This is a genomic window from Saccharopolyspora sp. NPDC050389, from assembly GCF_040655595.1.
Classification (GTDB): domain Bacteria; phylum Actinomycetota; class Actinomycetes; order Mycobacteriales; family Pseudonocardiaceae; genus Saccharopolyspora.
Window position 1 is genome coordinate 25002 of the sequence record NZ_JBFAKG010000032.1, and the last position, 13147, is coordinate 38148.

11 protein-coding genes are annotated in these 13147 nt (G+C 70.4%); 4 read left to right on the plus strand and 7 right to left on the minus strand.

Going from position 1 to position 13147, the window contains the following annotated elements; genetic code table 11:
- Positions 1–12: 12 nt before the first annotated feature.
- On the minus strand, positions 13–1254 hold the full coding sequence (locus AB0I53_RS21855; RefSeq protein WP_358605776.1) for a M20 family metallopeptidase: 1242 nt from the start codon (positions 1252–1254) through the stop codon (positions 13–15).
- A gap of 277 nt (positions 1255–1531) precedes the next feature.
- Between AB0I53_RS21855 and AB0I53_RS21860 the strand changes: the two genes are divergently transcribed.
- The gene (locus AB0I53_RS21860; RefSeq protein ID WP_358605779.1) at positions 1532–2137 is read left to right on the plus strand and encodes a TetR/AcrR family transcriptional regulator; all 606 of its coding nucleotides are present in this window, start codon (positions 1532–1534) and stop codon (positions 2135–2137) included.
- A 673-nt stretch (positions 2138–2810) separates the two neighbouring features.
- Here AB0I53_RS21860 and AB0I53_RS21865 read toward each other — a convergent pair.
- The 6 genes from AB0I53_RS21865 to manD are packed head-to-tail and all read right to left on the minus strand — an operon-like array spanning position 2811 to position 9037.
- Positions 2811–2969: a hypothetical protein gene (locus AB0I53_RS21865; protein WP_358605782.1), complete on the minus strand. Its 159-nt coding sequence runs from the start codon at positions 2967–2969 to the stop codon at positions 2811–2813.
- Entirely contained in the window at positions 2966–3928 is a 963-nt protein-coding gene (locus AB0I53_RS21870; RefSeq protein ID WP_358605785.1) for a sugar kinase, read from the minus strand. The genes AB0I53_RS21865 and AB0I53_RS21870 overlap by 4 nt, the downstream gene beginning before the upstream one ends.
- A complete protein-coding gene (locus AB0I53_RS21875) occupies positions 3925–4965 on the minus strand; it encodes an L-idonate 5-dehydrogenase (RefSeq protein WP_358605788.1) in 1041 nt (346 codons plus the stop codon). The genes AB0I53_RS21870 and AB0I53_RS21875 overlap by 4 nt, the downstream gene beginning before the upstream one ends.
- Positions 4962–6332, minus strand: a complete 1371-nt coding sequence (locus tag AB0I53_RS21880; protein ID WP_358605791.1) for an MFS transporter — start codon at positions 6330–6332, stop codon at positions 4962–4964. Before AB0I53_RS21880 ends, AB0I53_RS21875 begins: the two co-directional genes overlap by 4 nt.
- Positions 6333–6368: 36 nt before the next feature.
- A complete protein-coding gene (locus tag AB0I53_RS21885) occupies positions 6369–7823 on the minus strand; it encodes a mannitol dehydrogenase family protein (protein WP_358605961.1) in 1455 nt (484 codons plus the stop codon).
- Between the two features lie 5 nt (positions 7824–7828).
- A complete protein-coding gene (gene manD / locus AB0I53_RS21890; protein WP_358605794.1) occupies positions 7829–9037 on the minus strand; it encodes a D-mannonate dehydratase ManD in 1209 nt (402 codons plus the stop codon).
- A gap of 122 nt (positions 9038–9159) precedes the next feature.
- Between manD and AB0I53_RS21895 the strand changes: the two genes are divergently transcribed.
- From AB0I53_RS21895 to AB0I53_RS21905, 3 genes are all read left to right on the plus strand, one after another.
- Positions 9160–9873 (plus strand): GntR family transcriptional regulator, encoded by a 714-nt coding sequence (locus tag AB0I53_RS21895; protein ID WP_358605797.1) that lies wholly within the window; start codon positions 9160–9162, stop codon positions 9871–9873.
- 247 nt (positions 9874–10120) lie between these two features.
- Positions 10121–11032 carry a glutaminase gene (locus tag AB0I53_RS21900; protein WP_358605800.1) on the plus strand — a complete coding sequence of 304 codons (912 nt, stop codon included), beginning with the start codon at positions 10121–10123 and terminating at the stop codon, positions 11030–11032.
- 598 nt (positions 11033–11630) lie between these two features.
- On the plus strand, positions 11631–13145 hold the full coding sequence (locus AB0I53_RS21905) for a sugar transferase (protein ID WP_358605803.1): 1515 nt from the start codon (positions 11631–11633) through the stop codon (positions 13143–13145).
- Positions 13146–13147 lie beyond the last annotated feature (2 nt).

The following is a 13147-nucleotide window of genomic DNA, read 5'->3' on the forward strand; positions in this document are numbered from 1 at the left end:
AATTGGGCACGGTCAGCGGGTTGCCGGTGCGTGTGCGGTGAGGGTCTGCGCGGCGAGGAGCGCGAGCGCGGCGGCCTGGTCGCCGAGGACGGCGTCGTCGAACATCGCGTGCGGGGAGTGGTTCGGCGCGGGAGTCTCGTCGAGGTCGGGCGGACTCGCCATCAGCATCAGCATCGTGGCCGGCACGTGCTGGGCGACGTAGGAGAAGTCCTCGGCGCCCATGGTGGGATGCGGTGCCGCGAGGATCCGGCCATCGAACGCCGCACGCAGAACTTCAAGAGCGCGCTCCGTGGTTGCCTGGTCGTTGACGACGCTTGGATAGCCGGTGGTGATCTCCGCGGTCGCCGTGGCGGAGTGCGCCTCGGCGATCCCGGCGACGACACGGGGCAACTCGGCCTCGACCCTGGCCAGCGCCTCGGGGGACATGGTCCGCACGGTCCCGCTGAGCCGGGCGGAACCGGGGATGACGTTGCTGGCGCCCGTCCCCGCGGCGAGGTTGGTCACCGACAGCACCACCGGGTTGAAGACGTCGAACCGGCGGGTGACGAAGGACTGGAGTCCCAACACGATTTCGGCCAGCGCCGGCACCGGGTCGACGACCTCATGCGGCCGGGAGCCGTGGCCCCCGCGTCCGGACACCTCTACGGAGAACGTGCTCGAACTTGCGGTCACCGTGCCGGACCTGGTCAGGAAGGTGCCGCGGGGACCGGGGCCGACGTGCACGGCGTACGCCGCGACCGGGTGTTCGCCGGTCACGTCGAGCAGACCCTCGTCCAGCATGAGCCGGGCTCCGCCGAACCCTTCTTCGCCGGGCTGGAACATGAATACGACGTCGCCGACGAGCTCGTCGCGGTGCGCGTGCAGGAGGTGGGCAGCGCCCACGAGTCCGGCGACGTGGAGGTCGTGGCCGCAGGCGTGCATGGCTCCGTTGGTCGACCGGAACGGCAGGTCGGTCGCCTCCTGCAGCGGCAGGGCGTCCATGTCGGCGCGCAGCAGCACGGTCGGGCCCGGGTGGGCGCCGCGGAGGACCGCGACCACCGAGGTCAGTGCCGTTCCGGTTTGCATCTCCAGATCGAGGGGGGCGAGCGCCTCGAGCACCTTCCGTTGGGTCTCTGGCAGTTGCAGGCCCAGCTCGGGTTCTGCGTGGATCGCCCGTCGCAGCGTCACCAGCTCGGGCAGCAGTGCCTTTCCTTGGGCGATGAGGCGTTCGGCCAGCGTGGCCGGGGACCGAGGACCGTCCGCTGCGATCTTCACGAGACAGCTCCATAAATGAACAATATGTATGTTTTTGAACAAACAGTTCGTGATCGTACGGTGGGTTGCATCCACCGTCAATGCGCCTCTCCTGCTGGGGGATCACCGCAGCAGCGACGGCGATCGTGGTCTCGAAGGGCCTGTGCGGGCGCCAGGTCGTCAAACGTGCAGGCCACGTGGACTCGGGCGTGGCCCTCCGCATCGCCGCCTGCGCAGCGTGGGGAATCATGAGTTCGAGACCCGCCGAACCGAGGACCTGACGGAGAGGAGCCGGGCCATGTCACCGCAGTCCGGAGGCGGCGACCGACGGGTGCGCCGCACCCGCAGGGCGATCCGCGAGGCGCTCGTAGAGCTGTGCGCCGAACAGGGCTTCGGCTCGCTCGCGGTCGAGGACATCCTCGACCGCGCGGACGTGGCGAGGGCGACCTTCTACGCCCACTACAAGGCCAAGGAGGACGTCCTCGTCGACATCGCCCGCTCGCTCACCGAGGATCGGGCTGCGTGGATGGCGGAGTACGAGGCACAGTGCCCCGATGGCTTCACGGGCTACCCCCTGCGCAGCATTTTCACGCACGCCGAGAAGAACGCTGCCGTCTACCGAGTGATCCTTCAGGGCGCCGGCGACGGCCGGCCGTTGCGTGAGTTCTACGAACGGACCAGCGAAGAAGCCGAGGCTCTGTTCCAGGCGCGTGCTGAACAATCCGGCCACGCCCCGCGCATCCCCGTGGAACTCGTCGCGCGCGCGTGGGCGGGCGAGCTGATCGGGACACTCGTGTGGTGGCTCCAGGGCGACACGGGATACACCGCTGATCAGGTGGCCGCAATGCTCAGTGAACTCTCCACCCGCGGGCGCCGCTGGGCTGCGGAGCCGGCATCCAGCTGAGCAGGCAGTCAGGCCGTCCGGGAGGCGACCTCGCGACCTGCCGGGAAGCCAACACCGGCAGGGCGAACAGGATCCGAAGTGAGTTGCTGGCGACGAGCTCTGCACCGAGTCGCGCGCCTTCACCTCGCTGATTCCCAACGTGGCGAAGGGTGTCTGAGAAGAAGACCCGAGGCGCGCCCACCACTGGGGCAGGATCACCACGGCCCACGACCAGGCCCGAGCCGGCCCCCGGCTCGTGGCAAACCGGTGGTCTCATGACCATGGCAGGCGGCCGGGACTGCTGGAGCGTGCTGGGAAACCCGAGCTCAGCAGAGCGGCGACATCGCTCCTGGTCCAGACGTGCCCGGGTCGATGTCGATCGAGGACTTCAAGAGCGCATCCGGTCCAGCTACCCGTCCGCTGCCCAAGCGTGCCGTCAAAGCCCGGACGACCAAGCCCGCAACCTCCCCTTTGCTGCGAACGTCTGCAGATGTGGCACTGACGATCGCGTCTACCATGTCCGATCTGCCTGCTGTCGCTGGGCTTTTCGGCTCGGGTCTTCCGGTCGTGGCAGGGACGCAGCGGCTTTGCGCTTTGGCGTGGTCGTGGCTGATGGGCGCGAAATCGGCATGGCAGCTCGGGCGCAGCCGCGTCCGCCCATGCCGCCGATCGTCACCTGAACTTTCGCGGACGACTACCCGCGCTCCGCGCCCGCTGCGCGGAATGCGGCGGTCGATCGTTCGGTGACCTCGTCCCAGCGTTCCTCCAGCGCCGCGCCGAGCGGCAGCGCCTGCGCCGGATCGTCCAGCACCACAACGGGAATGACCGGGCAGCGCCTCAACAACTCCGTCACCTGACGACCTCTCCGGCGAGAGCCTGCGACTCCAGTTCCGCGCGCGTGGGCAGTCCTTCCCAGTCGCCGGGCACGCCGCACACCGCCGCGCCGGCCGCGTTGCCGGACTGCAGGCATTCCGGGGCCGGACTGCCTGAGACCAGGCCGCTCAGATATCCGGCGACGAATGCGTCACCCGCGCCGACGGGGTCGACGACGGTGACCGGCACCGCGGCCGCGCGGTGGATCTGGTCGCCGTCGAGGGCGAGCGAACCGAGGGCGCCGAGCTTGACCACCACCGCGCGCGGGCCGGTCTTGGCGAGCGCGTGCGCCAGTTCCTCGCCCGACTCGAACGAGGGCTCGCCGGGGTCGCGGCCCAGCAGCAGCGCGGCCTCCTCCTGCCCCGCGAACAAGATGTCCGCGGCCGCGGCGAGCCGGGCCAGGACCGGCGAAGCCTCCTGCGGCGACCACAGGGCCGCGCGGTGGTTGACGTCGAACGAGACCAGCGTGCCCGTGGCTCGCGCGAGCTCGATGACGTGGTCGAGGGTGCCGAGCGGCGCGGGCCCGAGCGCCGCGGTGATGCCCGTCAGGTGCACGACGTCGGCCGCGGCGATCAGCGACTCATCGATGTCCGATGTGGACAGCCGCGAGGCCGCGCTGTCGCGCCGGTAGTAGCGGACGCGCCACGGCCTGCCGCCCCGCATCTCCTTGAGCATGATCCCGGTCGGTGCCTCGGGGTCGCGGTGCGCGAGCACCCGCACTCCCTCGGCGCGGATCTCGCGCGTCACCAGCGAGCCCAGCGCGTCGTCCCCGACGCGGCTGATCCAGGTGCAGGGCACGTCGAGCCGGGCCAGCCCGATGGCCACATTGGACTCCGCGCCCCCGATGCCGACCGGCAGCGCCGAACCGGCCACGACACGTCCCTGTGCCGGGGTGTTCAGCAGCGCCATCGTCTCGCCCAGCGTCACGACCGGCGTCATTCGTTTCCTTCCCCGCCCAGCCGCAGGAGAACCTTGCTGCTGGTGCTCGTCCGGTCCGCCGCGACGGCGAGCGCCGCCGCGGCATCGTCGAGGTCGAAGGTGTGCGTGATGAGCGGATCAACGTCCAGCCCGTCGGCCAGGGCGCCGAGCGCGTCGGTGATCTCGTCGACGAACCGGTACGAGCCGATCCAGGTGATCTCCCTGGTCACCAGGTCGCCGAGGGCGGCGGGCGCCGGCTCGCCGGGCAGGTTGCCGACCTGCACGAGCGTGCCGCCGCGCGCGGTCGCGCGCAGCACCGGCCCGAGCGCGCCCGGCGCGCCCGACGCCTCGAAGACCAGCTCGACGTCTGCGGGCAGCGAGTCGCCTGCGGCGAGGTTCCGCACCTCGTCGGCGCCGAGGCGTTCGGCGATGCGCAGCGCGGGACCGGCGAGATCGGCGGCGATCACCGTGCCGGCCCCGCGATGCTTCGCCGCGGCCACGACGAGCGCGCCGATCGGCCCGGCCCCGTTGACCAGCACCGTCCGCCCCGCCAGATCCCCGGCGCGGTTGACCGCGTGCAGCGCGACCGCGAGCGGCTCCGCCAGCGCGCCCCGCCGCGTGCTCACGCCCTCCGGCAACGGTCGCAGCTGATCGGCGCGCACGGCCCGGAACTCGCTGAAACCGCCGTCGGTGTGCGGGTGGAACGCCGCCGAGCCGAAGTACCGGACCCGGGGATGAAGGTTGGTGCGCCCGGCGAGCCGCTCGGGCAGCGCCTCGGGACCGACCAACTCGGCCGGGTGGACGGTGACCGGCTGGCCGACCTCGACCCCGGTCACCCCGCGGCCGACGCTCGCGACCCGTCCGGCGACCTCGTGCCCCAGCACCAGCGGATACTTCAGCACCGCGGTACCGGAGCCGCCGTGCCGCCAGTAGGACACGTCCGAACCGCAAATGCCGCCCCACTCCATGGCGATGACGACCTCGCCGTCGCCGGGCACCGGATCAGGCAGCCGCTCGACCCTGACGTCGCCAGGGCCATGCACGACCACGGCCCTCATACCGCGTCCTCCAACCGGACCAGGTCACGACCGCGGGTCTCCGGCGAGAAGTACGCCGACGCGAACGTGATCAACGAGTAGGTGATGAGCATCGCCGCGATTGGCCACCAGTGCCCGGTCACGGCGGTGAGCGTGGCGGCCAGCACCGGGCCGATCGCGGTGGCCAGGACGCCGCCGATCTCCTTGGCCACGGCGAGCTGGGTGAAGCGGTTCCGGGAGCCGAACATCTCCGCCATCGTGACGCTCTCCAGCGAGAACAGCCCGAGCACGCCGATGTTCAGGCCCACGACCATCGCGACGGAAAGCGCCACGGTGTGCCCGGCGGCGATCGTCGCCATCATCGGCACCGCGAGCACGATGGTCAGCGCGGTCATCGCGAGGTACACGGGGCGACGGCCGAACCGGTCGCCCAACACGCCCACCAGCGGAACCGTGGCGAACCCCAGCAGCGAGCCGTAGACGATCGCGGCCGTCGGCACGGACTTGCTCACCAGCAGGTTCGTGGTGATGTAGCCGACGAGGAAGGTCTGCACCAGACCGGAGTTCCCGGCCTGGCCGAACCGCAGCCCCAGCGTCAGCAGGAACGCCTTGCCCTTGCTCTGGTGCAGCCCCGCCTCCAGCGAGTGCTCGGTGGACTTCTCGATCTCGCTGCGCGACAGGGCGACACCGTCGACGACGTCGGGCCGCTCCTCGAAGACCGGGCTTTCCTTGAGGTTCGAGCGCATCCACACGCCGAGCAGCAGCAGCACGAAGCTCAGCAGGAACGGCAGCCGCCAGCCCCAGCTGAGCAGCTGCTCCTCCGACAGCACCGCCAGCAGCACCGCCCACAGCCCGGATGCGGCGAGCGTGCCGGAGTTGGTGCCCAGCGCCGCCAGCGACGCGATGAGGCCGCGGCGCTTCTTCGGCGCGTACTCGGCCAGCATGACCGTAGCCCCGGCGATCTCCGCGCCCGCTCCGAACCCCTGGATGAGCCGCAGCACGACGAGCAGGATCGGCGCGGCGATGCCGATCATCTGGTACGGCGGGAGCACGCCGATCAGCGTCGTCGAGCCGCCCATCAGCATGATGGTGAGGAACAGGACCTTCTTTCGGCCGATCCGGTCCCCCATCCGTCCGAAGTAGACGGCGCCGACGAGGCGCGCGACGTACCCGACGCCGTAGGTGGCCATCGCGGCGATCAGCCCGATGGCCGGGCTCACGTCCGGGAAGAAGATCTTGTTGAAGACGATGGCGGCGGCCAGCGAGTACAGCTGGAAGTCCATGAACTCCATGGCCGTGCCGAGCCAGCCGGACACGGCGGCGCGGCTGAGATCGCGCGTCGTCCGCCGTACGGAGCCGTCCGGCTCCGTCTGCGTGCTCTCAGTCATCCGTGCGCTCCTTTGCTTCACGTACTGGGGGCGGTCTCACAACTCGATCCGGCCTGCGCGCAGGGCCGGTAGGTGATCGGCGACCGCGGACACGAGGTCGGCGTCTTCGGCCAGGTCGGCGGCGCCGATGGCGGTCAGCAGCCGTGCGACCACGGCAGGTTCGGCGGCGCCCCGCCAGCACCGCGCGAGCGCCTCGGCGGCCGGATCGTCCGTGCCGAACATCTGGCCGCCGTCGTTGCCGGGGCGGGTGGCGTTGACCCAGGCGGCCAGTGCGAGTTCCAGCACGGGCGTGGCGGCCGCGCCCGCCCGAAGCGCGCGCAGGGCGGGAAGCCACCGCTCGGGGATCTTCAGCGAACCGTCCGAACCGATCTGCCGCAGCCGGTGACCGATGGCCGGATTGCCGAACCGCTCGACCAGGGCTTCGACGTACCCGGCCACGTCGAGCCCCGCCTCCGGGAGGGTCGCCGCGACCTCCGCGGCGAAGCGGCGCACCGCCCGCTCGCCCCAGTCCGATCCCAGGGCGTCGGCGACGGTGTCGCGCCCGGCGGCGAGCCCGAGGTACGCCAGGATCGAGTGGGATCCGTTGAGCAGGCGCAGCTTCATCAGCTGGTGCGGGCCCGCGTCGGGAACGACGAGCGCGCCGTCCAGCTCCCACGGCGGGCGTTCGGCGGCGAAGCGGTCCTCGATCACCCACTGGCGGAACGGCTCACCCGCCACCGGCGTCTCGTCGCGCAGGCCAAGCGCCTTCGACGCCGCCGCCCGGTCCTCGGGCGTCGTCGCGGGGACGATGCGGTCAACGACCGTGGAGGGGAACGCGACCGAGGTCTGCAGCCAGTCGAGCAGCGCGTCCCGGTCCGCCCACGCCGACGCTTCGACGAAGCCGCGCACCACGGCCGCCAGCGCGGCGCCGTTGCCGGCCGCGTTGTCGCACGAGACGACGTTGATCGGCGCGCCGGACGCGCGGAAGCGCACGGCGAGCGAGGCGGTGAGCCTGCCGACGACGGTGCGCATCGGCGCCGTATCGCCGACCGCGGTCGCGGTCAGATCGGCCGTGACCCCGGGCTCGGCGGTGTTCAGCAGCCCGGTACCGGGATCGCGCGAGTACCCCTTCTCGGTCACCGTCAGAGTTACGGTGGTCACCTCGGGCGAGGCGATGAGCCCGTCGATGCGCTCGGCGTCCGCCCGCATCATCAGCGCGTCGAGCACCGAGCCGACCACCCGGATCCGGCCCTCGCCTGGCACCCGGTCGGTCACCGAGAACAGGCAGTCCTGGGCGCGGGCGGCCTCCACCGGGGCGGCTGAACGCGGCCCGACGGCGACGATCCCCCACGGCTGCCCGGATCGCGCCGCGGAGGCCTCGGTGTACACCGCCTGGTGCGCCCGGTGGAAGGCGCCGAGTCCGAAGTGGACGATTCGCGGCCGCAGCTCGCCGGGATCGACCAGCGGTCGCATCTCCGGACTGAGCTCGCCTGTCGTGGACCGGCTCAGCATCGCGCTCACCAGTCGTGCACCGAGCCGTCGAGGCGGCGAGCCACCGGCAGGTAGCGCGGCTCGTACGGGAAGCGCTCGGCGGCCTTCTCGTCGTACTCGACGCCCAGGCCGGGCTCTTCCGGCGGGTGGAGCATGCCGTCCTCGAAGCGCACCCCGCTGCGGAAGACCTCCATCGTCTCGGGTGCGTGCGGCATGTACTCCTGGATGCCGAAGTTCGGCACGGTGAGGTCGAGGTGCACCGCCGCGGCCAGGCTGACGGGGGAGAGGTCGGTGGCGCCGTGCGAGCCGGTGCGGACCTGGTACAGCGCGGCCAGGTCGAAGATCCGCCGCAGGTGCGTGATCCCGCCCGCGTGCACCACGCTGGTGCGCACGTAGTCGATGAGCTGCTCGGTGATGAGGTGCTGGACGTCCCAGATCGACGACAGCACTTCGCCGACCGCGATCGGCGTGGTGGTGTGCTGGCGGATCAGCCGGAAGGATTCCTGGTTCTCCGCGGGCGTGGGGTCTTCCATCCAGAACAGGCGGCAGTCCTCGACGCGCTTGCCGAACCGCGCGGCCTCGATCGGGGTGAGGCGGTGGTGCACGTCGTGCAGGAGGTGGAAGTCGAAGCCGTAGCGTTCGCGGATCGCCTCCAGATACGTCGGGGCGTGGTCCAGGTACGCCTCGGTGGACCAGGGCTGCTCCTCCGGCAGCGAGGTGGCCGCGGGTTCGTAGACCACGCCCTTGCGCACCCCGTAGGTTCCGCCGATGCCCGGGACCGCGGCCTGCGCGCGGATCGCCTGGTAGCCGAGCTCGCGGAAGCGGGCCACGTCGTCGAGCAGCGACGGCACGTCGGTGCCGCTGGCGTGCGAGTACACCAGCACCCCGTCGCGCGAGCGGCCGCCGAGCAGTTGGTAGACGGGCAGGCCCGCGACCTTGCCCTTGATGTCCCAGAGCGCGGTGTCCACGGCCGCGATCGCGGTCATCGTCACCGGGCCGCGCCGCCAGTAAGCGCCGCGGTAGAGGTACTGCCAGACGTCCTCGATGCGGGCGGGGTCGCGGCCGATGAGCAGCGGGGCGATGTGGTCGCGCAAGTAGCTGGCCACCGCTAGCTCGCGGCCGTTGAGCGTGGCGTCCCCGAGTCCGATCACCCCGTCCGACGTGGTCAGACGTAGCGTGACGAAGCTCCGGCCGGGTGAGGCGACGAACACCTCGGCCCGCTCGATCTTGCTCACAGGATCCGCTCCCTCGAGGACTCGACGACTGGTGTAGCAGTGCTGGTATACAAGCACCTGTCGCGGAGAGGGTCAAGCACTGGTGTACTAGTTCGGCAGGCTTGTCCACTAGTGTTGGATCCGTGACCGAGGAGACCAGAGGGCGCACCAGCAGGCGTGCCGTCTACGAGACGCTGCGCCGCAAGATGCTGACGTTGGAGCTGCGGCCGGGGGCCGCGCTGTCTGAGAACGAGCTGGCCGCGAGCCTCGGCGTGAGCCGCACTCCCGTGCGCGAGAGCCTCATCCTCCTGTCCGAGGAGGGGCTGGTGCAGGTGTTCCCGCAGGTCGGTTCCTTCGTCTCCCGGGTTGATCTGCGGAGCGTGGCCGATGCCCAGTTCCTGCGCGAGGCGGTCGAACTCGCCGCGCTCGACGACCTTCCGGCGGAGCTGGACGACGAGGTGGTCGCCGAACTGGAGGCCAACCTGGCGCGCCAGCAGGAGCCGCAGATCGATCTCGAGGACTTCTTCGTGCTCGACGAGGAGTTCCACCGCGGGCTCCTGCGGCTGTCCGGCCACGAAAGCGCTTGGCCGACCGTGGTGTCCGCGAAGGGGCACCTCGACCGCGCGCGCCGCCTCGGGCTCTACGAGGCGAACTCACCGCGCGTGTTCGTCGACCAGCACGTCCGGATCCTCGAGGCCGTGCTCGACCACGACCCACCGCGTGCCCGCGAGACCATGCGCGCGCACCTGCGCGAGGTCTTCGCCGACATCGAGCAGATCCGCGAGCGCAGCCCGGAGCTGTTCGTCACCAACTCCACCGCGACGCCCGTGCGGCGCAACGTCGTGGTCTGGGAGTGAACCCGGCGTTCGTGCCAGGTGGCGGTTGAGCGCCACGACGAGATCGGCGGGGATTCCGAGGCGGGTCAGTACATCCCGGCGGGTGGCCCGCCGTGCATCCGAACTGGACGATCATTGCCGTCGAGCGGCCGCCGCCAGGTGCTGCTCACCACAGTTCCTGCAGTAGAGCCCGATTTTCGGGAGGTTGCCTGTCACCGGACCCCGCCGCGGGTAGGGCCCGGCCGCGGCGATGACATGATGGTCCTTCGTGGAGTTGACTCAGCTGCTCGAACAGGTCGTGGACGAGGTCGCCCCGCTGCGCGGGGCCGGAACGGTCGCGGATTACATTCCGGCGCTCGCGCGAGTCGACCCCGGCCACTTCGGCATCGCGCTCGCCGATCTCGACGGCCGCGTCCACGGGGTCGGCGACTGGGAGACGCCGTTCTCGGTGCAAAGCATCTCGAAGGTCTTCACCCTCGCACTCGTGCTCGCCGGCAGCGATGAGGCGCTCTGGCAGCGCGTCGGCCGGGAGCCGTCGGGCAGTGCCTTCAACTCGCTGGTCCAGCTGGAGCACGAACGTGGGATCCCTCGGAACCCCTTCATCAACGCGGGCGCGCTGACGGTCACCGATGAGCTGATCTCCCTGGTCGGCGACGCCACCGGGGAGCTGCTCGGGTTCCTGCGAGCCGAAAGCGGCAACTCGGCTCTGCGGGTCGACGAGGAGGTCGCCGCTTCCGAGGCGGGCCATGCGGACCGCAATCTGGCGCTGACCCATTTCATGGCGTCCTACGGCAACATGCGCAATCCGGTGGCGACCGTGCTCGACCAGTACGTCCGGCAGTGCTCGATCGAGATGAGCTGCCGCGACCTGGCCCTGGCGGGGCTGTTCCTCGCCGCGCACGGTGTCCGCCGCGACGGTTCGCAACTGGTCACCCGCAGGCAGGCCAAGCGGATCAACGCGATCATGCTCACCTGCGGGACCTACGACGCCGCCGGGGATTTCGCCTACCGGGTCGGCGTCCCGGGCAAGAGCGGGGTCGGTGGCGGGATCCTCTCGATCGTGCCGGGCCGGTGCGCGGTCGCGGTGTGGAGCCCGGGGCTGGACAAGCGCGGCAACTCCGTGGCCGGTGTGGCCGCGCTCGATCACTTCACCACCCTGACCGGATGGTCGGTCTTCTGACCGGATGATTCGCTGGCACGCCTGAGGGATCGGGGACCAAGCGAAACGCGCGGCATGGGCAGCAGGCCGTGCGGTGGAGGAGTGCTTCGCAAACCTCCAGAACTCGTCTAGTCCTTTTAGGACTTCGGAAGTTTTCTCGGCAGAGCACGACATCGACCGTCACGGTGATGTCCGGCGAGGCCGGGTTCTGGTAGGTGACGCGGGTACTTCTCCACCTGTGCGAGGAGCACCACGCCGATGTTGGCGAGGAGCTGATGAGTTGTCCCGGTCGCCGCGTTGCGGATGATCGCCGAATCACGACAGGTCTGGCTGCCGTCATGCGACGAGCCCATGCTGATGCCGCCCCGCCAACAGCGCCGCGTGCGAACCGGCCAGCACAGCGGCTGCGAAGATGGGCGCGCCAGCGCGGAGCGGGCCGTCGATGAGCCCGACGAGTCCGAGCCCCGGCTGTACGTAGCCGCAGCACGAAGCTTTTCCAGTCCGCACGGCCGTTCACCTCTCGTCGGGGAACGTGTAACGGATTCGTGATGGCCCCGATAGCTCTGACGTCCGATCGCCTCTGCCGCGCGGACGTTTCTGCCAACTGGAGAGGGGTCCGATGCAGGAGCCGATGCGCGCACCGATGTCATTGCCGGACGGGGTGGGGTCGGCCGGATTTGTCCGGGCTCCGCGGTTGAACGCGACGGCGCCCCCAGCCCACCCGCTCCCCGCACTTCCCGCGATGGTGTGGGAACGGCGATACCGAATCGCTGTGATCGCCAGCGACGCCATCGCAACAGCGATGACTTCGGCAGCTGGGGCGGTCTGGGTGGCAGTGCTGGACATCGCGGTGCTGCCTCCGCCGGTGTTGGCGTTGCTCACCGCGGTGGCCGTGTTGTGGGCCCTGGCCGGTTCCTGGAACGTCAGGGTCCTGGGGCAAGGACACGAGGAGTACCGGCGCCTGGGGCGAGGGATCTTCTCCGCTGGCGCCGTCCTGGCGGTCGCGGGGCTTGCGGTACCGCCGTTGGACGTGCGGCCATGGGTTTTCGGCGTCCTACCCGCGCTTGCGCTTCTGGTGCTCGCGCAGCGGTACGTGCTGCGCCGCTACTTGCACAGCGCCCGCAGCGACGGCAGGTGCCTGCTACCGGTGATCGCGGCGGGCAGTACGCACACGCTGCGCGACCTCATCGCCCGCACCCGCCAGCAGCCGCATGTCGGATGGCAGATCCAAGCGCTGTGCCTTCGTCCCGAGGCCGACGAGGGACTGATCTGCGAGGTGGACGGCGTTCCGGTGATCGGTGATGTCGACGAGCTCGCAGAGCACGTCCGGCGCGGCGGGTACCGGGTGGTCGCCATCACCGCCGATTCCTACTGGACTCCACGTCGCCTGCAGGAACTGGCGTGGAAGATCGAGGACACCTCCGCCGAGATGGTCGTCGCCCCGGTGCTGATGGAGGTGGCCGGTCCCCGGCTGCACGTGTCGTCGGTGCTGGGGATGCCGATGCTGAAGGTGAGCGAACCCTCCTTCACCGGTGGTCGCCGAGTCGTGAAGGCTCTCGCCGACTGGGTGAGCGCGCTGCTCCTGCTGGGCCTGATCGGGCCGGCGATGCTGGTGATCGCCCTCGCCGTCAAGTTGTCCGATGGTGGACCGGTGATCTACCGGCAGCGCCGGACCGGGCGAGGCGGCACCACGTTCACGATGCTGAAGTTCCGCACGATGGTGGTGGGCGCGGACGCGATGCGAACCGCGCTGCACCCGGCCAACGATGCGGAAGGGCCGTTGTTCAAACTGCGCCGCGATCCGAGGGTGACCAAGGTCGGTGGACTGCTGCGCCGGTACTCGCTCGACGAGCTGCCGCAGCTGTTCAACGTCCTCGCCGGGCACATGTCGCTGGTCGGCCCGAGGCCGCCACTGCCGGAGGAGACCGAGACCTACGACTACGAGGTGGGGCGCCGCTTGCTGGTCAAGCCGGGGCTCACCGGGCTCTGGCAGGTCAGTGGTCGCAGCGACCTGTCGTGGGCCGAAAGCGTCCGGCTCGACCTGCGGTACGTGGAGAACTGGTCGCTGGCGATGGACGCCGTGATCCTCTGGAAGACCGTGCGCGCGGTGCTGACCAAGCAGGGCGCGTACTGACG

Bases quoted from the DNA above. Each gene is read 5' to 3' on its own strand.
- AB0I53_RS21860 (WP_358605779.1), top strand. From the start codon at position 1,532: ATGTCACCGCAGTCCGGAGGCGGCGACCGACGGGTGCGCCGCACCCGC.
- AB0I53_RS21870 (WP_358605785.1), bottom strand. From the start codon at position 3,928: ATGACGCCGGTCGTGACGCTGGGCGAGACGATGGCGCTGCTGAACACC.
- AB0I53_RS21875 (WP_358605788.1), bottom strand. From the start codon at position 4,965: ATGAGGGCCGTGGTCGTGCATGGCCCTGGCGACGTCAGGGTCGAGCGG.
- AB0I53_RS21880 (WP_358605791.1), bottom strand. From the start codon at position 6,332: ATGACTGAGAGCACGCAGACGGAGCCGGACGGCTCCGTACGGCGGACG.
- AB0I53_RS21885 (WP_358605961.1), bottom strand. From the start codon at position 7,823: ATGCTGAGCCGGTCCACGACAGGCGAGCTCAGTCCGGAGATGCGACCG.
- AB0I53_RS21905 (WP_358605803.1), top strand. From the start codon at position 11,631: ATGCAGGAGCCGATGCGCGCACCGATGTCATTGCCGGACGGGGTGGGG.